Source organism: Rhodococcus sp. AZ1 (assembly GCF_054979605.1).
The window spans coordinates 194,996-214,506 of the sequence record NZ_JBUEQF010000007.1 but is presented as its reverse complement, the minus strand read 5'-3'; the positions used below and the strand labels follow the sequence as shown (position 1 = coordinate 214,506).

Below are 19,511 nucleotides of genomic sequence, written 5' to 3'. Positions count from 1 at the left end.
TATCCAGGGCCAGGGCCAGGGCCAGGGCCAGGGCCAGGGCCAGGGTTCACTGTCGTCGGTGCGACCGGGGTCGGTGCGCGACGGTGACCCACCGGTGCCCGTCGCCGCCGATTACGGTGCCGCCGAACGCCACGCACAACTCGCCGACGTGCTCGGGCCCCACCCACGACCACCACGACCCGCACCACCACCACCCGTACCACCGCGACAGACGAACCCTGCCGCCGACTCCGGCGCTGATGCCGGCGCTGATGTCGGTGTCGGTGGCGATGTCGGTGAGTTGGTCGGTGATCTGGTGGGCCGCATCCTCGACCTGCAGAACCGGGTGCGTGAGCTCACCGTCGAACGCGACGCAGCGTGTACCGCGGTGACCACGGCGGGGGCGGCGGCGCTGCGCACCGTCTACGCCTGCCCGGACACCGGCGCCCTCACCGCGATGCGGTCCCGATCGCGGACCTTCCCCGCCGCGTTGGCGACGATGATCGACATCCGCGACGGCGGACGCTGCCGCACCCCCTACTGCGGGGCACCGATCGCCCACCACGACCACATAGACCGACACGCCCGCGGCGGCCACACCAGCCTCACCAACGGCGCCGGCCTCTGCGCCCGCTGCAACCTCATCAAGGACTCCGAACCACTGACCAGCACAGTGGTCAGCTCCGACACCGGCCGACACACCTACCGCATCGTCACCCCCGGCACGGCCTACACCTCCACCGCACCAGCACTGCCCACCCCCACCAGAAGGTGACGTCGGTGACGGTCAGTGCGTGCTCAGGCCACTGGTGCGGCGGGCCTGAAGTAAGCGGCGGGTTTGAAGTAACTGGGCGGTGGTTGTCGGTTGAATCCCGGATGCCCGTCGGACCGTTGTCGGTTCCCGTACCCACCAGATTCAGAACGGTGCAGTGTGCCCTCGGCAGGATTCGAACCTGCGACCTACCCTTTAGGAGAGGGTTGCTCTATCCCCTGAGCTACGAGGGCCGGGCCTGGTGGAGGCCACGCGGCGAGTCTAGGCCACCGCCCCCGCGGGCCGGAACGTCAGTCCGCGGCGATGGCGTCGACGATGGTCATGCGCGCCGCGTGGATGGCGGGGGGTACCGAGCCGATCAGGCTCAGCGCCACCGCCACCACCGCGAAGATCAGCACCTGCGGCTGCAGGGAGAACCCGATCGGGATTCCGGTGGACGCGCCGAGGATCAGGGTGGCCACGAACTGCAGCCCGCCACCGACCACCAGGCCCAGCGCACCGCCGATCACGCCGACGGCCACGGCTTCGCACAGCACCATCCGGGCCAGGGTTCTGCGGGTGCCGCCCATCGCGCGCAGGACCCCGAGTTCGCGTCGGCGTTCGAGAACCGAGAGCATGAGGGTGTTCAGCAGCGACACCGCTGCCACGAACGCCACGATCCACTGCAGCGCCACGGCCAGCGCGCCGGCCTGCACGATCGACGATGCCGCGCCGTCGAGCGCCTCGTCGCCGGTGTAGGCGTAATACTCGGGTGGCACAACGGCTTTGACGGCGTCGCGACCGGCGACGCGCGGGCCGTCGTAGGTGATCTCCACGAACGTCGCCCCCGGACGTTGGAACCAGTCCTGGAACAGGGCCAGCGAGATGGCCATAGTTCCGCCCGCGGAGTTGAGGTAGTCCACCACGGCCAGCACCCGGATCGGCTTCTTGCCCGAGGGAGTCGAGAGCACCAGGGTGTCACCCACCCCCAACCCCAGGGTGCGGCCCAAGCCCTTGGAGATGGCGATGCCCTCCCCGGCCACCACGCTCGCCTTCTCCGACGGGCTCAGCGCGGCGAGGGAGACGGCGTTGGACCCGGCGGCGACGGCCTGGATGGACACCGTCTGCCCGTCGATGGAGGCAGAGGCCCACTGACCCTGCACCACCCGCGTCACCCCCGGCACGGCCGCGACCGCGTCGATGACGGCGGGATCGATGATGTCGCCCGACGGCGCCTGCGTACGGGGGGTCAGGGCGAGGTAGACGTCGGAATCCGCCAGGGAGGACAGCGAAGCTGTGGCCGAACGTGTGAGGTCACCGAGCGCCCCGGACACACCGAGGCTGGTGGCGACGGCAACCATGATGGTCATCACCGTCGCCCAGATTCGCCGAGGGGCGCGCTCGAGTGTGGCGGTGGCCAACCGCCCCGCTCCACCCCACCGACTGGGCACGGCGGAGACGACGCGCACGATCCCCGCCGTGGCCGCCACGCACGCACCCACGGCGCCGAACATGAACAGCGCGCCCGCCACCAGGGTGACCTGGCCGTCGATGGTCGACGCCATCACCACCGAGCCCACCACCATCACCACCGCGAACAGGCTCGACGCGATCACCAGGGGTTTGCCCGGCATCGCCTCGGTCTCCCCGCCGGCCGCCGAGAGCGCCTCGATGGGGGAGATGCGGTACACCTGGACGGCGGCGACGGCGGACGCCCCGATGCACGCGCCCACACACATCACCACCGCCACCGGGATGGCGACGGTGGGCAGCTCGTACTCGATCCGTGCGTCGAACTCCCCGAGCAGGAACGTCGGCAGGCTGCCGATGGCCAGGCGTCCCATCAGCACGCCCAGCGGCGCTCCGATGGCGCCGCCGATCAGCCCGATCACCGCGGACTCGAGCAGAAGGTCGAACAGCAGTGGCGCCCGGCGGCCGCCGAGTGAACGCAGCAGAGCGAGGGTGGGGCGGCGTTTGGCGATGGTCATGGCGGTGACGTTGAAGACCAGGAACGCCGCCACGACGAACGAGATCAGCGACACCATGAGCGTGGCGTTGCGGGTCAGGCTCAGGCCCTCGTCGGCGCGCACCACGCGGAAGTCGGCGTTGTTGACCGCCACCTTCCCGGCCACGGTGCTCTCGAGTGCGCTGCGCACCGTCGCCAGGTCCGTGCCGGACTCGTCCACTACGAAGATCGAGTCGATCGACCCCGGCCGTGCGGTGATGGTCTGTGCCAGCGGCAGCGGCGCGATGACGAACCGACCTGCGGCGATGCGCCCGGCCGACGGACTGTCCACCATGGCGACCACCGTGACGTCGGCGGCACCGATCCTGGCTCGCTGACCGACGGACAGTCCCGAATTCGGTCCGGCCAGAACAGTGTTGGGCTGCGCGAGGGCGCGCGCGGCGGAGGTGATGGAGGCGCGTAGGTCCGACTCGAGCGAGCTGATGGAGATGTCCGCACCGATCACCTGCATCCGCCCGGTGGGCCCGCTGACGTTCGAGCGCAGCAGCGGGACGGCGGCGGAGACCCCGGAGGTGGTGCGCACCGAGTCGAGGATCGACTGATCGAACCCGTCGTCGGTCACCCCGGTGATCTCGATGTCGGCGTTTCCGGCGATGGTGCCGGCCAGCTTCTCCGCCGAGGAACTCAGCGAGCCGTACGTGCCGAGAACGGCCACCAACAGCGCCGCTGCGACGGCCACGACACCGGTGGAGACCACGGTGCGCATCCAGTGTCCGCGCAGGTCCCGCAGTCCGATCACACGTAGTCGGCTCAGCGCCGTGGCGATGGAGCGCCCGCCTGCGCGCATCAAGCGACGAGGCGATCGGTGTCGATGCGTCCGTCGATCATCGAGATGACGCGGTCGCTGACAGCAGCAGCGTCGGAGTCGTGCGTGGCCATGACCACCGCGCGCCGCCGATCGCCGCTGTGGGCAACCTCCGCGAGCAGGTCCAGCACGGTGCGCGAGGTCGCGGAGTCGAGGTTGCCGGTGGGCTCGTCGGCAATCAGCAGCGCCGGATCCATGATCAGTGAGCGGGCGATGGCCACGCGTTGAATCTGCCCGCCGGAGAGCTGGTTCGGGCGATGGTCGATCCGATGCCCGAGGCCCACCTGCTCGAGCAGGGCCACCGCGTCTGCCTTCGCCTTGGTGATGGGCACCCCGTCGAGCAGGCGTGGGACGGCGACGTTCTCCCACGCCGACATCGTGGGCAGCAGGTTGAAGAACTGGAAGACGAAGCCCACCCGGTGGCGTCGGAAGTCCGAAGCGGTGTCGTCGTCGAAAGTGGTGATGTCGGTGCCGTCGAAGGTGATCGAGCCGGAATCGGGGGTGTCGAGTGCCCCGATCATGTGCAGCAACGTCGATTTTCCCGCACCGGAGGGGGCCACGAGGGTGACGAACTGGCCACCGGAGATGGTCAGGTTCACCCGATCGAGGGCCCGCACCACACTCTCGCCCGTTCGATACTCCTTGACCACGTTCGACAGTTCGAGATGCAGTTCACCCACGCGTTCATTCTCCTCGCAGCCTCGATCCGAACCCTGTGACCCCGAACCCTGTCACCCCGAACCCTGTCACCCCGAACCCTGTCACCACTGAACAGCATCGGGACCGACGAGACCAGGTGTGCGTGGACTCCACCCGGTGTTGTGAGAGCGAAGTCTCAGGCTGCCCCGGCGGCCGAGGACTCGAGGCGACGGGCAACGAGCGCCGCCTGCAGGTGACGGATACCCGACGGGCGAGTGGGGTCGAAACCGGTGAGGTGCGCGATGCGCTTGAGGCGGTAGTCGACGGTGTTGGTGTGCAGCTGCAGCTGGCGCGCCGAACGTTGCCGGTTGAGGTCGTGCGAGATGTGGATCTCGAGGGTCTCGAGCAGCTCGGGGGAGTTGTCCAGGGGTGCGAGCACGTTGGTGAGGTACTTGCGACCCGGGCCGGGCCGGGTGAGCTGGTATTCGAGAACCAGGTCGTTCATGCGGTACAGACCCGGCGGGCGACGCAGCTGACCGGCGAGGGTGAGCAACTCGTGCACCTGGTCCGCCGCGGTGGGGATGTCGGCGGTGGCCGTCTGCTCGGCGGTCATGGTGACCTCCACCTCGGCGGCGGCGGCAATGCGCTCACGCAGGGTGCGCACCCACTCGTCGTCACGTTCGCCGGGGATCAGCACGGTGCCACCCTCGGTGCTCAGCAGCGAGAGAGGGGAGCGCCCGCAGATGGTGGCCAGCTCGGCCTGCACACGGCGGAGCTTGCGACGCGCGGCGACGGTGTGGGCGAGCTTGGGGTTGGACTCGTCGGGGTGCGGGGGGATCGACAGTGCGACCACCAGGTACGACTCGGCGAGTTCGATGCCGGACTGGCGTGCCATCGCGCGAGCGTTGTGGCCGCTGAGAAGCGCGGTGACGAGGGTGTGTGCAGCGGTGTGGTGCTCGCTGGCGACCACCTGCAACTCCTCGACATAGCTGCTGGCGGCCGCGGTGGAGACCATCTCGGCGAGGGTCACGAACGACTTCGCGGCCTCGATGACGTCGCTCACGTCGCCGTTACCGGCGCGCTCGGCCACCAGGTCCCACCCCATCTGGATGCCCTCGTGGTACACGCTAAGCACAGCCTGGAGCGGGACACCTTCCCGCGCCCACTGCGCGGCCTTGGTGCCCAGCTCGGCCACCTCGGAGTCGAGGGGGTTGCGGCGTTCGTCCAGCAGCCGCACCGCCAGCGAGATGCATCGCGTGGTGAAGTCGGTGACGTCCCCGCGCAGCTGCTCGCCCGGCAGGGTGTGGCACGGGGTGTTGGCGGCGAAGTGGCCCACCAGCTTCTTGGCGACGGTGTCCACATCGCGCAGAGGGGCGGACGCAGGCCCACCCGCAACCATGAGGCCGGCGGAGGTTGTGCTGTGAACGCTCACAGGTTTTCCCTTTCATCATGTCCATACCGACCGGGACAGCACCGCCGACCGTCTACCGAACCCTTCGGTTTGGTCTCGGTGACTGATTTACGGGCGTGAAACCGGGCGTAAGACAGGATTCTAGGGCCAAATGGAGGCCAATGGGGAACCAGGAGGGCAAGTTTTTCGCGAAACTATGTGATCGTTACCTAATCGGGTCCGCCCGCAGGGCTATCTGCGCACGTGACGAACGTGTCGGAACCGCATTCCCGACACCGCGCTGACCAGCCATTCTCCGACCTCGGCCACGAAGTCCCCGGGAATCTGTGGTGCGTAGGTATCACCATCGAGGGCGGCGTCGATCTCGGTGACCTCGAGCACCGACGCCAACGGCATGGCGTCGCGATAGAGCAGCCCACCGCCGATCACCCAGCAGTGTCCGGGGCCCACGGCTTCGCTGAGTGAAGTGGTGACCGTCGCACCGGGGGCGTCGAAGTCCGCAGCCCGACTCAGCACCACGTTCTCCCGACCGGGCAGCGGCCGGAAACGTGCCGGCAACGACTCCCACGTGCGCCGGCCCATCACCACTCGAGCCGAGCCCGTCACCCGTCGGAAATGGACGAGGTCCTCCGGAATCGACCACGGCATCGCATTGTCGCGGCCGATCACCCCGTCGAGGGTCTGGGCCCACACCATGCCCACCCCGGGCGGTCGCTCAGACGGCAACGGGAGCCGAGATGGTCGGGTGGTGGCGATAGTTCGTGACGACGACGTCGTCGGCGGTGTACTCGAAGATCGACTCGCGTGGCGCGAGCTCGAGCGTCGGGTACGGATACGGCTGACGTGACAGTTGTTCGGTGACCTGCTCGCGGTGATTGTCGTAGATGTGGCAGTCGCCGCCGGTCCAGACGAAGTCGCCCACGTCGAGCCCCGTCTGCGCGGCCACCATGTGGGTGAGCAGCGCGTAGCTCGCGATGTTGAACGGCACCCCCAGGAACAGGTCGGCGCTGCGCTGATAGAGCTGGCAGCTCAGCCGCCCGTCGGCGACGTAGAACTGGAAGAACGCGTGGCAGGGAGCGAGCGCCATCGACGGGATGTCGGCGACGTTCCAGGCGGAGACGATCATCCGCCGGGAGTCCGGATCCGAGCGCAGGGTCTCGAGCACCGCGGAGATCTGGTCGATGTGCTCACCGGTCGGCGTGGGCCACGATCGCCACTGCACTCCGTACACCGGGCCCAGTTCACCGCGCTCGTCGGCCCACTCGTCCCAGATCCGCACCCCGTTCTCCTGCAGGTACCGCACGTTGGAGCTGCCGGCCAGGAACCACAGCAACTCGTGCACGATCGACTTCAGATGCACCCGCTTGGTGGTCACGAGCGGGAAACCCGCCGCGAGGTCGAACCGCATCTGGTGACCGAAGATCGAGGTGGTGCCCGTGCCCGTACGGTCGGATTTCGCCGTCCCGTGCGCGAGGACGTGCGCGAGAAGATCCTCGTAGGGGGTGGGGACGGTCACGGTCGGCGAGTTTACGCTCGTGGCCATGAGGCGGCTGCATCTGATCGGTATCGGCGCGGGCGACCCCGATCACGTGACCGTGCAGGCCGTGAACGTGATGAACACCGTCGACACCTTCCTCGTCATCGACAAGGGCGCGGCCACCGGCTCGCTGGTTGCGCTGCGAACCGAGATCCTGCGTCGGCACGTTCGGCGCCCACACCGCGTCGTCGAGATCGCCGACCCGCCGCGCGATCGCACTCCCGCCGACTACGGGCGGGCAGTGGACGACTGGCACCGTGCGCGCGCCCTGGCCGTCGCCGACGCCATCGCCGCCGAGCCCGCGGACTGCGTCGGCGCGATCCTCGTCTGGGGCGACCCGTCCCTCTACGACAGCACCCTGCGCGTGATCGCGCAGGCCGCTGCCGAACTCACCTCGCCCCCGGAGGTCGACGTGATCGCGGGGATCACCAGCATCTCGGCGCTGGCCGCCGAGCACAGGATGGTGCTCAACACCATCGGCGGATCGGTGCACATCACCACCGGCCGCGCACTGCGTGAACGCGGTCTGCCCGCCGAGGTGGACACCGCCGTGGTGATGCTCGACGCGGACTGCTCCTTCACCGCCCTGCCCGACTGGACGATCCACTGGGGCGCCAACCTCGGCACGGCCGACGCGGTGACGGTGGCCGGTCGGGTGGACGAGGTGACCTATCGCATCGTCGGCGAACGCGCCGCGGTGCGCCAGCGAGTGGGGTGGGTGATGGACACCTATCTCCTCCGCCGCCCGGTCAGCCGGCACGAGCCCTAGGCGGGAGGGGCGCGGGCGCTCACCACAGATCTGCCGCGACGCACACTCTCCGGCTACCGTGGGCCTGCACTGTCAACGACTCACGAGGTGTGCGATGCCCGAACTGCCCGAGGTGCAGGCACTCACCGATTTCCTGCGGGTACATGCCGTCGGGGCGGTGATCGGGCGCATCGACGTCGCGGCGCTGAGCGTTCTCAAGACCGTCGACCCGCCGATCACCGCTCTGCAGGGCAAGGACATCACCGACGTCGCCCGCTACGGCAAGCATCTGGCGGTCTCCGCGGGCGGGGTCTGGTTGGTCACCCACCTCTCGCGCGGGGGATGGCTGCGGTGGATCGACCGTCCGTCGGCCACCCCACCCAGGCCGGGGAAGGGCCCGCTGGCGCTGCGCATCCACCTGTTCACTCCCGAGGGCACCACGCCGGCAGTGGATCTCACCGAGGCCGGCACCACCAAGCGCCTGGCCGTGTGGGTGGTGCGTGATCCGCAGGAGATACCGGGGGTGGCTCGGTTGGGACCCGACGCACTCGAGGTGTCCTACGAGCAGTTCGCCGAGATCATGCGCGGGAGCAGTTCTCGGGTGAAGACCGCGATCGTGAACCAGTCGCTGCTCGCCGGGATCGGCAACGCCTACTCCGACGAGATCCTGCACGCCGCGCGCATCTCGCCGTTCGCCAACACGCGCACCCTCGACGACGCGACCATGCTGCGCCTGCACACGGCCGTCCGAGACGTGCTCACCGACGCGGTGACTCGCTCGGTGGGTCAGGACGCCGCCCGCCTGAAGGCCGAGAAGCGTTCGGGCACCAAGGTTCACGCACGAGCCGGTCTGCCCTGCCCGGTGTGCGGCGAGACGGTGCGCGAGGTGGCCTACGCGGATCGTTCGTTCCAGTACTGCCCCGGCTGCCAGACCGGCGGGAAGATCCTGGCCGACCGGCGCCTGTCGCGGTTGGTCAAGTAGCGGTGGCGTACCCGTCGTAGGTGCTCCACAGCTCGCGCAGCGCGCCGTTCGGGTCGTACTCCACCCGCGACTGGCTGTCGATGATGCGGGTGGCCCGCGTCTGCCGGTCGAAGCTCGGCCAGTTCGATCCGGGAGATCCGTACCGCGCGAACGTGATCCAGTGGGTCTGGACCTCGTCGGTGACGCGCTGTGCGGCCTGCTTGCCGCCGGAGGCGGTCAGTACCCGGCCGAACTTCGTGTCGTACACACCGAACACCGCGAGGAGTTCGGTTGCGTGGGTGGCCCCCAACCCGGTCATCGTGAAGGCCCGCGGGGCGAAATCGAAGCGGTAGGCGAACGTGGGCGCCCACTGCGAGTGCGCATCCATCAGATCCACACTCGGCTTCCAGAACGTCTGGTCCCCACCGAGATCGATCGCGGCGGCGGGGGCGGGGTAGCCGGGGTAGGCGGCGGTGATCCGATCGTGCGCATCGGGATCGGTGAGCTCGAACATCGTGCGAATACGGGTCGGGTTGGTGGGCAGCGCGTCGAGGATCTTCGAGAAGAGGGTGCCCTCGCGGCTGTTCGTGCCGATGATCAGCGGCACCCGGTGCCCTCGCCCCGCCGCCAGGGCGGTGATCGGGTGCTCGGGCAGGAAGGTGCCGTCGATGATCGGCCCGAAGGGCAGCAGGCCCGGCGTCCGCTCGGCGACGGTCTTGGCGAGGATGTTGCCGTACTTGCCCAGAGGTTTGGTCTCGGCCTTCTCCAGCTCGACGGCAGCATTGTCGGGGTCGATACCCAGCAGTTCCACCAGTTCGAGGGCCCACTCGTCGGCGTGCCGCTTGTCCAGCCACATGCCCGCGGTGCTCTGGGCGATCGCGCGGTGGAACAGCCCGGCCGCAGAGGGCACCGCCAACAGGGTCGCCACCGACGTCGCCCCGGCGGACTCGCCGAACACGGTCACGTTGTCGGGGTCACCACCGAAGCCGGCGATGTTGCGCTGCACCCATTCGAGAGCGGCCACCTGATCTCGCAGACCCACATTGGAATCGATCGGTCTGGCGTCGGTGGAGAACCGGGTCAGATCGAAGAAGCCGAGGGTGCCCAGGCGGTAGTTGAGCGATACGAACACCACGTTCCCGCGGCGAGCGATCGACGAGCCGTCGTAGAGCGGGGTGGCGGAGGTGCCGAGCACGAAACCGCCCCCGTGGACGAACACCATCACCGGTAGCAACTTGTCGGTGTTCTCCGCGGGTGCGACGACGTTGAGGGTCAGGCAGTCCTCGCTGATCGGCTGGTAGTGGTTCACCCCGGTCGCGGTTCCGATCCGTGTCTGCGACGACGCGTTACCCCACTCCTTGGCCTCTAGTACACCCGTCCACGGGGTGACCGGCTGCGGTGCGCGCAGGCGCAGGGGCCCCACGGGCGGCGCCGCGTACGGTATCCCGCGCCACGTCACGACGTCGCCTCGCGACGTTCCGCGGACGCGCCCCTCCGCCGTCGAAACCTGCGTGCTGCGCCACTGGGTGCTCATTGGCCGAAAGTAGCATCGACGCCGTGACGCATCGATACGAGATCGAGATCGTGCAGTTGCTGCGCTCGCCCACCCACGCCTACTTCGGCCGGTCGAAGGACGGTCCCGCCGACACCGCCACCGACCTGCCCGCCGAGGTTGCCGTGGTCGGCGGCAAGGGGATCGTCGGCGATCGCTTCTTCGGCGTCCGCGCCCACACCGACGCCGCCGTGACGTTCCTGGCCATCGAGGCGTGGGACGAGGCCACCGGTGGCGGTACGGACCCGGCCCTCGCACGCCGCAACATCGTGGTGCGGGGGATGGAACTCGATCCGTTGCGGGCCCGCGAGTTCACCGTCGACTGCGGCGACGGGCCAATCCGGTTTCTCGGTGCGCGCCCGGCCCACCCCTGCGCGTGGATGGACACGATGGTGCGCCAGGGAGCGCGGAAGGCGCTGGTGGGTCGCGGGGGATTGCGGGCACGGCCGCTGGACTCGGGCGTCCTACGCCTCGGGCCCGCTCGTGTGGAAAGTCCCGTCGAACTCGATGCCGATCGCGCCGGGCGGTCGGTCGTGCGGGCTCAGCCGCTCGGTGATCGAGGTTCCGGTCGCTAGGGTCACCGCATGACTCGACAGAAGATCCTGATCACGGGTGCCAGTTCCGGGCTCGGCGCCGAGATGGCACGCCAGTTCGCCGCGAAGGGGCGCGACCTCGCTCTGTGTGCGCGGCGGCTCGACCAGCTCGAGGCTCTGAAGGTGGAGCTGCTGACGCGCTCGCCGGGGATCGCGGTGGAGGTGGCCGCACTCGATGTCACCGATCATGACGCCGTGGGACCGGTGTTCGCCGATCTCGCCGAGCGCCTGGGCGGGCTCGATCGCGTCATCGTCAACGCCGGGGTGGGCAAGGGCGCGCGGATCGGCACCGGGCGAGCCGACGCCAACCTCGCCACCGTGCGGACCAACCTGGTGGGTGCGCTGTCCCAGATCGAGGCCGCGCTCGAGTACTTCCGACCTCGACAGGCCGGGCACCTGGTGCTGATCTCGTCCATCGCGTCCGTCCGCGGGCTCCCCGGCACCCGGGCGGCATACGCGGCGTCGAAGGCGGGACTGACCTCGCTGGGGGAGTCGCTGGCCATCGAGTTCGCGGGCTCACCGATCGAGGTCACCACGATCCTGCCGGGCTTCATCGAAACCGAGCTCAGCGCAATGGATTCGACGTCCGCGGGCCGGGCCGCACCACTGGGCGCCGGGGTGCGTTCGATGGTGGCTGCGATCGAGAAGGAGCGTCGACGCGCGCCCGTACCGGGACCGAAGTGGGCGGCGATCGACCGAGTGCTGCGCTTCTCGCCGTTCTCGATCGTCCGCAGGATCGTCTAGCGGCTCGGAGCCGGTCAGCCCCAGATGTTCGCGGTGAGGCCGTAGCGCCGAGCGGCGGCGACGAGGGCCTCGCCGGCAGTGGGGGTGTCGGGTCGGAACGGGTCCGTCTCGACCACGGCGAGCGTGTACTGACCACCCGCGCGGGAGAAGTAGGCGCTGACGGTGGTGCGCATCGCCGCCACCATGGGCGGGGTCAGTCCCGGATGGATGGCCCGCGCGGCCACCCGCACGCGTCCGCCGTCGGTCACGTGCAGAACCGACTCCGGCAGCGGCCCGATGTTCGAACAGAGGGCGTCGCGTTGCCCCGGTGTCGGAGCCAGCCGCTGCGCCATCCGATCGGTGACCAGCTGCAGCATCTCGTCGGGGAACCCGGCGGGTGCGCCCATGGGTTGGGTGTAGGCGGACTTGGCGGACCGCCGGATGTCTGCCAGTGAGTCGTCGACCCCGATCGACACCTCCGACATCGCCACGTTGTTGCCGCCCGTGCGAGCCTCGACGGCGGCGTTGCGGCGGCGCAGATCCACCGGGACGCTGACCACGACGTCCTCGCGTGCCGAGAGTCGTCGAACGGCATCGGCGACGACGGCGAGGAACAGGGCGTTCGAGGTGCCGCCGTCGCGGGCGGCAGCGGTGTCCCAGCTGTCCGCGTCGAAGCTCAGGATCACCGAACGGGTGGTCCACCGGGAATCGCGCGCCGCACGCGATGCACTCTCGGCGGCCCGCTTGGCACGACCGTTGGTGCGGAGGAACTCGATCATCTCGCGGCGGCGGGCAGGTCGACGAACGAGCGAGCCGACTGCGCGCAGGGTGCGGCCACCCACGGTGGAGAGCATGTACAGCGCGTCGGCGAGGTCGCTGCGGTCGGGTTCGGCCAGGTGAGCGGAGGGCGTCGGGTCGGTGGGGGCGAACCCGCGCAGCGCTGCGTCGACGGCGCGCATCAAGGACTGGGCGTCGGCGGTCGAGTGCGAGCACACCACCGACATCGCCGATCCGCCGCCCACGCACGGAGCCACCGACAGCGCCCACCCCGGCCCGTACTGCGGGTCGAGCCCACCGAACCCGTCGACACCGGCCTGGCCGCGCTGATCCGCCCAGGGCACCACCTCGTGCGGAGCGAGGGGGTTCAGGTGCACGTCGATGGGAAGGGCGCGAGGTTGGCGAACCCAGCGGCGACGCGCGCCCGGAATGCGTGAGGCCACGACCTGTCGAGCAATGGAGCCGGCGGCCAGTCCGCTGTGCAGGCGATCGATGGTCGCCGGGGCGATCGGGCGCTCGGTGAACCACAGACCCTGCAGGAGGATCGGTGTGCCATGGGCCCGGTGTGTGCGCAGGAACATCTCGTCCACCACCGTCAGCCGGCTCATGAACTCGAACTTACTCGGCGGCCGGCAGCCCGCTCGGGCACCCCGGCGAAGAATTTCTCACGGGCATGTAACGCGTTCGGGGCGGGGAACGACTACATCATCGAGCCCGTGCTCCACTGTCAGACCCCCGACCCGGCAGCGGCGCACGGGCTCCCTTCATGCCCGGCCACGCAGGCTCCGATAGTGATCGACGAGGGCGTCGGTCGAGGGGTCGATCGACGCGGACCGGGGGGTGTCCCCGGTCAGCACGGGGGTGAGCTCCGATGCCTGGGTCTTGCCCAATTCCACACCCCACTGATCGAACGAGTCGATTCCGAACACCACCCCCTCGACGAACACCTGATGCTCGTAGAGAGCGATCAGCTGTCCCACCACCGCGGGGGTGAGGGTGGGCGCGAGGATCGACGTGGTCGGACGGTTGCCGGGCATCACCTTGTGTGGGATCACCGCGGCCGGTGTTGCGTCCGCGGCGATCTCGTCGGCGGTCCGTCCGAACGCGAGCACCCTGGTCTGAGCGAAGAAGTTGCTCATCAGCAGATCGTGCATACTGCCGCTGCCGTCGGCCGTCGGGAGATCGTCGGTGGGTTCGGCGAAGCCGATGAAGTCGGCGGGGACCAGGCGCGTGCCCTGGTGCAGCAACTGGTAGAACGCGTGCTGCCCGTTGGTGCCCGGCTCACCCCAGAAGATCTCGCCGGTGTCGGTGGTGACGGCGGTGCCGTCCGCGCGCACCGACTTGCCGTTCGATTCCATGGTCAGCTGCTGCAGATACGCGGCGAACCGGGCCAGATCGTGCGAGTACGGCAGGACCGCGCGCGACTGGGCGCCGAAGAAGCTCGAGTACCAGAGCCCGATCATCCCCAGCAGTACCGGCGCGTTCTTCTCGAGCGGTGCGGTGCGAAAGTGCTGGTCGACGGTGTGGAATCCGCTCAGGAACTCGGCGAATCGTTCCTTGCCGACCGCTGCCATCACCGACAACCCGATCGCCGAGTCCACCGAGTACCGGCCGCCCACCCAGTCCCAGAACCCGAACATGTTGGAGGTGTCGATACCGAAGGCGGCCACCTTCTCCGCGGCGGTGGAGACGGCCACGAAATGCTGTGCGACGGACTCCTCGCCGAGGGCGGCGGTCAGCCAGCTGCGCGCCGCCGTGGCGTTGGTGAGCGTCTCGAGAGTGCCGAACGTCTTCGACGCCACGATGAACAGGGTGGTGGCGGGGTCGAGTTCGGCGAGCACGCTCACCAGGTCGGCCGGGTCGACGTTGGAGACGAAGCGCGCGCTGATCCCTGCATCGGCGTAGTGCCGCAGCGCGCGGTACACCATCGCGGGACCCAGATCGGATCCACCGATGCCGATGTTGACCACGGTGGTGATGCGCTGCCCGGTGGCCCCGAGCCAGTCGCCGGAGCGCAGTCGATCGGTGAACCGACCCATGCGGTCGAGCACGTCGTGAACGTCGGCCACCACGTTCTGCCCGTCGACCACCAGGGACGATTCGCGAGGTAGCCGCAGCGCGGTGTGCAACACCGCACGGTTCTCGGAGGTGTTGATGCGCTCACCTGCGAACATCGCGTCCCTTCTGCCGGGGACGTCGGCTGCGCGGGCCAGGTCGATCAGGAGCGCGAGCGTTGTGCGGTCGAGACGGTGCTTGCTGTAGTCGATGTAGAGATCACCCACCGTGACGGTGAGGTCGGTACCCCGGGAGGGATCGTCGGCGAACAACTGCCGCAGGTGGCGAGCGGCGATCGTGGGATGGTGCTCGGCCAATGCCCGCCACGCAGGGGTTGCGGTGATGTCGCCACTCATGGGTTCCGAGCTTAGTGACCGGCGGCCCAAACCTCTGCCCAACGCGTTCGACCCCGCTCGGATCGATGTCCGAACGGGGCCGAATCTGGAGAGAAGCTGGTGACGGTGTGCGGTTGCTCGAGTGTTCCCGGGCCGGGCCGGGGGCCTGCTGCGGGAGGTCAGTGACCGAGGCGGCCGCGGCCGAGGCGCAGCAGGAGCATCGCGAGGGTGTGGCCCTCCTGACCGAGTTCGCTGAAGCGCTGCAGAACCTTCATCTCGCGGCTGTGAACGAGCCGCACTCCACCGGAGGCCATGCGAGTGCGGCCGATGATGCGCGAAACCTCGGTGCGACGCTTGACGGCGGCCAGGATCTCGGCGTCGAGACGGTCGATCTCCTTACGGAGCTGTTCGATCTCGGCCTCGGTGGCCGGGATGTCTGCCGGCGTCGTGGTGTCGAGGTCTCGATGCACTGCTGCGGTCATGTCCTACTCCTCGTGTCGAAGCGTGTGTCGACAGACATCGAAGATGTGTTACATCTGCCTGCTCTGCCGACCAGAGCGCTTCGTCCGTTCCGTGTACCCCGATGACGCATCGGAGACTACGACAGTTCTACTACAAAATAGACCGATCGCGCGGTGGGTCACCAACACGGTCTACCAGGCGAAATCCCTGTCCTTGTTCTGTGCGGCAGTACCGAACCGCACACCTGCGGAGGCGGCTTTTTCCACCGTCCGGTCAGGTTACTCGCATCGGCTTCGAACGTGAGGTTCGATCGCACGACGGCGCGGAAGTTGTTTCCCCGCCACACGAGTTCTTCGATTCTGTCACCGCTGCGGATGGTTGTCGTGTTCGACAGCCGCCGGAGGTGTCCGTCGCCGGACGTGTCCACGGTCGCCGGATGTGTCGGAGTGCGCCGGTACCCTGAGACAACGATGAATCTCGAGACCCCGTACCTGCCCGTGACCCCAACCTCCTCCGCTCCGGGGTCCGCAGCCGCCGACGAGTTGCTCGACGGTCTCAACCCCCCGCAGCGCGAGGCCGTGGTCCATTCCGGGTCGCCGCTGCTGATCGTGGCCGGAGCGGGCTCGGGAAAGACGGCCGTTCTCACCCGACGCATCGCGTACCTGCTCGCCACCCGACGTGCCACCGCCGGGCAGATCCTGGCCATCACGTTCACCAACAAGGCGGCGGCCGAGATGCGCGAGCGTGTGGCCGCCCTCGTCGGGCCACGCGCGCAGGCGATGTGGGTCTCGACCTTCCACTCGAGCTGCGTGCGCATCCTGCGTGCACAATCCGCTCTTCTGCCCGGGCTCAACTCCAACTTCTCGATCTACGACGCCGACGATTCGCGTCGACTGCTGACCATGATCGGCAAGGATCAGGGGCTGGACCCGAAGAAGTACTCCTCGCGCCTGCTCGCCACCGCGATCTCCGCTCTCAAGAACGAGCTGATCGATCCTGATCGTGCCGCCACCGAGGCCGAGTCCGATCCGGCGGAACTTCCGACGGTGGTTGCCTCGGTGTATCGGGTCTATCAGGAGCGTCTGCGCTCGGCGAATGCCTTCGACTTCGACGATCTGATCGGCGAGACGGTAGCGCTACTGCACAGTCATCCCGACATCGCCGAGTACTACCGGCGGCGGTTCCGGCACGTGCTCGTCGACGAGTATCAGGACACCAACCATGCGCAGTACATGTTGGTGCGTGAACTCGTGGGCACGTCCGGTGAATCGGACGGCACCATCGTGGGTACGGCGCCGCCGAGCGAGCTGTGCGTGGTCGGTGATGCAGACCAGTCCATCTACGCGTTCCGGGGTGCGACGATTCGCAACATCGAGGAGTTCGAACGCGACTACCCCGATGCCCGCACCATCGTGCTCGAGCAGAACTATCGGTCCACCCAGACCATCCTGACGGCCGCCAACTCGGTGATCTCTCGCAACGTCAACCGTCGCGACAAGAAGTTGTGGACCGACAGCGGCGACGGAGACCTGATCGTGGGGTACGTGGCCGACAACGAGCACGACGAGGCGTCGTTCGTGGCAGGCGAGATCGATCGCCTGGTGGACAACGGTGACGCCACCTACGCCGACGTGGCGGTGTTCTACCGCACCAACAATTCCTCGCGCGCCTTCGAGGAGGTCTTCATTCGGTTGGGGATCCCCTACAAGGTGGTCGGGGGTGTGCGGTTCTACGAGCGCAAGGAAGTGCGCGACATGGTTGCGTACCTGCGCGTACTCGACAATCCGGACGACACGGTGAGCCTGCGCCGCATCCTCAACACCCCCCGCCGCGGAATCGGTGATCGTGCGGAGGCGTGCGTGGCCGTGCACGCCGAACGTCACCGGGTGAGCTTCGACCGTGCCCTGCGTGATGCCGCCGAAGGCCGCGTGTCGTTGCTGAACACCCGGTCGCAGAAGATGATCGCCGCGTTCGTGGAGATGCTCGACGAATTGCGCGGTCATCTCCACGAGGTCGATGTCGACGGCAACGCGATCGCCGACATCGGCGAAATCGTCGAGGCCGTTCTCGATCGCACCGGGTACCGCGCGGAGCTCGAGGCCAGTTCCGACCCGCAGGACGGCGCTCGCCTGGACAACCTCAACGAGCTGGTGTCGGTGGGGCACGAGTTCAGCGCCGACGCGCGCAACGCTGCCGCTCTGATCGAGGCGGATCCACCCGAGCGCGAGGTGGGCGACGATGCCACCGCCGCGGAATCCGATGGGGAAGCCGACCCGGGTTCTCTCGCAGCATTTCTCGAACGCGTGTCCCTGGTCGCGGACTCCGATCAGGTACCCGATACCGGTGACGGCGTGGTGACCATGATGACCCTGCACACCGCCAAGGGCCTCGAGTTCCCCGTCGTGTTCGTCACCGGCTGGGAGGACGGGCAGTTCCCGCACATGCGGGCCCTCGGTGATCCGGTCGAGCTCGCCGAGGAGCGCCGGTTGGCCTACGTCGGCATCACCCGGGCGCGCCGGCGGCTCTACGTCAGCCGCGCGATCATGCGTTCGGCGTGGGGACAGCCGATCAACAATCCGGAATCGCGCTTCCTGCAGGAGATTCCGCAGTCGTTGATCGAGTGGCGTCGGGAGGATCCGGGCACATCCGCGGTGGGTCGCGGTGGGTACGGTGGTGGCTTCGGTGGTGGGTCCGCCTACCGCGGTCGCAGCGGCTACGGAGGCGAACGCGACTGGACCCAACGCACCGAAACCTCATCGGCGACACCGAGTTTCGGAGCGGCGCGCGCACGCAACAACACCCTGGTTCTGTCCGTGGGGGATCGGGTGAACCACGACAAGTACGGGCTCGGCACGGTTGTCGAGGTCGAAGGTAGTGGTCAGCGCGCCATGGTACTGGTCGATTTCGGCACGTCGGGCCGGGTGAAGATGATGCTCATCGGCGGGGTGCCGATGACCAAGCTGTAGGTGGCCGTCGGTGCGAGCTCTCAGTCGCGCTCGACGCCGAGGCTGATGCCCCGCGAGGCCAACCACGGGATCGGATCGATCTTTACCTCGCCGGCGAGGTGGACCTCGAAATGCAGGTGCGGGCCGGTCGACTGACCGCGGTTGCCCATCTTGGCGATCTCGTCGCCCGCCATCACCTTCTGGCCGACCGACACCTCACTGGAATCGATGTGGCCGTACACGGTGATGGTGCCGTCGGCGTGCAGGATGCGCACCCACAGACCGAAGCCGGCGGCGGGGCCGGAATCGATGACGGTGCCGTCGGCGACCGCGTAGATGGGCGTGCCGATCGCATTCGCAATGTCCACACCGGCGTGCAGCGTGCCCCAGCGGGAGCCGAAACCGGAGGTGTACGTGCCGGTGGCGGGAAGGACGAAGAGCGGCCGGAGCTTGGCCAACTCCTCCTGGATGCGCTCCTGGGCGAAGCGGGCGCCCTTCTGCAGCAGTTCGTTGAAGTCGCCCACCTCGGCCGGGGTGGCCGGGTTGACGATCTGCGGGGCGGTGGAACTGGAGGCGGTCACGACCGGGGCGCCGGTGGAGGTGGCCGTGGGTACCAACCCGGCAGCGGTGGGAACGGTGGTGGGCGCGACGATGCCTGCGGCATCGTTCAGCGCGGCTGCCGGTGCCGATCCGGCAGCAAGGGCGACGTCCGAGGTGGTGCCCGTGCGGGCGGGAGCTTCGCTCATCGCGGCCTGGCCCGCCGCGACGACGGCGCCGGCAGCGACGGCGATCACAGCCACGCGGCCCCGCAGCGCTGCGGGAGGAGCGGGCAGTCGATGCGCGCCCCCGCGACGGACCGGGACGGCAGCGTCCGAGCCGATGCCTTCGCGGTCTTCGGTGCGAACGGGGTAGCGGGGAGTGGGCGGGGTATCGATGACCTCGTGGTTGGTCACGTCCAGATGCGAGAAGGCCGATGCACGCGTGCCGGATCCGTCCGCGCGGCGCGCCCGGCGGGTGGGAACCCCGCGTTCGACGGAGGCGCTGCGCTCCCACGGCGCGTTGTAGGTGGAGTGCCTGCTTCCGGCGTCGTGTTCCGCCCCGCGGGTGCGGTCGGTGCGCGAGTGCCCTGTGCGGGAGCGCCCTGTGTACTCGGTGCGGGAGCGCGCCGGGTAGTCGTACACCTCGTGCGCGCGATCCCAGGGGGAGCCTGCG

General features: G+C 68.6%; 16 protein-coding genes and 1 tRNA gene. 6 read left to right on the top strand and 11 right to left on the bottom strand.

Annotated elements, in window-relative coordinates:
- A partial coding sequence (locus ACY48E_RS11330) for an HNH endonuclease (protein ID WP_462872260.1) occupies positions 1-754 on the top strand: 754 nt, incomplete at its 5' end.
- A gap of 157 nt (positions 755-911) precedes the next feature.
- On the opposite strand, the gene ACY48E_RS11325 is transcribed toward ACY48E_RS11330, so the two are convergent.
- From ACY48E_RS11325 to ACY48E_RS11300, 6 genes are all read right to left on the bottom strand, one after another.
- Positions 912-984: transfer RNA gene (locus tag ACY48E_RS11325), tRNA-Arg, on the bottom strand.
- A 57-nt stretch (positions 985-1,041) separates the two neighbouring features.
- Positions 1,042-3,543 (bottom strand): FtsX-like permease family protein, encoded by a 2,502-nt coding sequence (locus ACY48E_RS11320; RefSeq protein ID WP_462872259.1) that lies wholly within the window; start codon positions 3,541-3,543, stop codon positions 1,042-1,044.
- Complete coding sequence (locus ACY48E_RS11315) at positions 3,543-4,241, bottom strand: ABC transporter ATP-binding protein (protein ID WP_462872258.1); 699 nt, start codon at positions 4,239-4,241, stop codon at positions 3,543-3,545. Before ACY48E_RS11315 ends, ACY48E_RS11320 begins: the two co-directional genes overlap by 1 nt.
- Before the next feature lie 155 nt (positions 4,242-4,396).
- Positions 4,397-5,632, bottom strand: a complete 1,236-nt coding sequence (locus ACY48E_RS11310; RefSeq protein ID WP_462872257.1) for a PucR family transcriptional regulator — start codon at positions 5,630-5,632, stop codon at positions 4,397-4,399.
- Positions 5,633-5,842: 210 nt separating this feature from the next.
- Positions 5,843-6,307, bottom strand: coding sequence for a dihydrofolate reductase (locus ACY48E_RS11305; protein ID WP_462872256.1), 465 nt, complete (start codon positions 6,305-6,307; stop codon positions 5,843-5,845).
- A 19-nt stretch (positions 6,308-6,326) separates the two neighbouring features.
- On the bottom strand, positions 6,327-7,127 hold the full coding sequence (locus ACY48E_RS11300) for a thymidylate synthase (RefSeq protein ID WP_462872255.1): 801 nt from the start codon (positions 7,125-7,127) through the stop codon (positions 6,327-6,329).
- A gap of 25 nt (positions 7,128-7,152) precedes the next feature.
- Between ACY48E_RS11300 and cobF the strand changes: the two genes are divergently transcribed.
- Together cobF and ACY48E_RS11290 are read left to right on the top strand one after the other, a co-directional pair.
- On the top strand, positions 7,153-7,917 hold the full coding sequence (gene cobF / locus ACY48E_RS11295) for a precorrin-6A synthase (deacetylating) (RefSeq protein ID WP_462872254.1): 765 nt from the start codon (positions 7,153-7,155) through the stop codon (positions 7,915-7,917).
- 94 nt (positions 7,918-8,011) lie between these two features.
- On the top strand, positions 8,012-8,878 hold the full coding sequence (locus ACY48E_RS11290; RefSeq protein WP_462872253.1) for an Fpg/Nei family DNA glycosylase: 867 nt from the start codon (positions 8,012-8,014) through the stop codon (positions 8,876-8,878).
- Here ACY48E_RS11290 and ACY48E_RS11285 read toward each other — a convergent pair.
- Positions 8,871-10,391 (bottom strand): carboxylesterase/lipase family protein, encoded by a 1,521-nt coding sequence (locus ACY48E_RS11285; RefSeq protein ID WP_462872252.1) that lies wholly within the window; start codon positions 10,389-10,391, stop codon positions 8,871-8,873. The genes ACY48E_RS11290 and ACY48E_RS11285 overlap by 8 nt on opposite strands.
- A 23-nt stretch (positions 10,392-10,414) precedes the next feature.
- Between ACY48E_RS11285 and ACY48E_RS11280 the strand changes: the two genes are divergently transcribed.
- Together ACY48E_RS11280 and ACY48E_RS11275 are read left to right on the top strand one after the other, a co-directional pair.
- Entirely contained in the window at positions 10,415-10,984 is a 570-nt protein-coding gene (locus ACY48E_RS11280; RefSeq protein ID WP_462872251.1) for a molybdenum cofactor biosysynthesis protein, read from the top strand.
- A gap of 9 nt (positions 10,985-10,993) precedes the next feature.
- Complete coding sequence (locus ACY48E_RS11275) at positions 10,994-11,746, top strand: SDR family oxidoreductase (RefSeq protein WP_462872250.1); 753 nt, start codon at positions 10,994-10,996, stop codon at positions 11,744-11,746.
- 14 nt (positions 11,747-11,760) lie between these two features.
- Here ACY48E_RS11275 and ACY48E_RS11270 read toward each other — a convergent pair whose 3' ends face one another.
- The 3 genes from ACY48E_RS11270 to ACY48E_RS11260 form a co-directional block, all read right to left on the bottom strand.
- Complete coding sequence (locus ACY48E_RS11270; RefSeq protein ID WP_462872249.1) at positions 11,761-13,110, bottom strand: hypothetical protein; 1,350 nt, start codon at positions 13,108-13,110, stop codon at positions 11,761-11,763.
- Positions 13,111-13,266: 156 nt separating this feature from the next.
- Entirely contained in the window at positions 13,267-14,913 is a 1,647-nt protein-coding gene (gene pgi / locus ACY48E_RS11265) for a glucose-6-phosphate isomerase (RefSeq protein ID WP_462872248.1), read from the bottom strand.
- A gap of 158 nt (positions 14,914-15,071) precedes the next feature.
- Positions 15,072-15,374, bottom strand: coding sequence for a chorismate mutase (locus ACY48E_RS11260; protein ID WP_462872247.1), 303 nt, complete (start codon positions 15,372-15,374; stop codon positions 15,072-15,074).
- Between the two features lie 450 nt (positions 15,375-15,824).
- Between ACY48E_RS11260 and ACY48E_RS11255 the strand changes: the two genes are divergently transcribed.
- Positions 15,825-18,320 carry a UvrD-helicase domain-containing protein gene (locus ACY48E_RS11255; protein ID WP_462872246.1) on the top strand — a complete coding sequence of 832 codons (2,496 nt, stop codon included), beginning with the start codon at positions 15,825-15,827 and terminating at the stop codon, positions 18,318-18,320.
- A 20-nt stretch (positions 18,321-18,340) separates the two neighbouring features.
- Here the strand turns inward: ACY48E_RS11255 and ACY48E_RS11250 are convergent, their stop codons facing one another.
- Entirely contained in the window at positions 18,341-19,234 is an 894-nt protein-coding gene (locus tag ACY48E_RS11250) for a M23 family metallopeptidase (protein ID WP_462872278.1), read from the bottom strand.
- Positions 19,235-19,511: the final 277 nt, after the last annotated feature.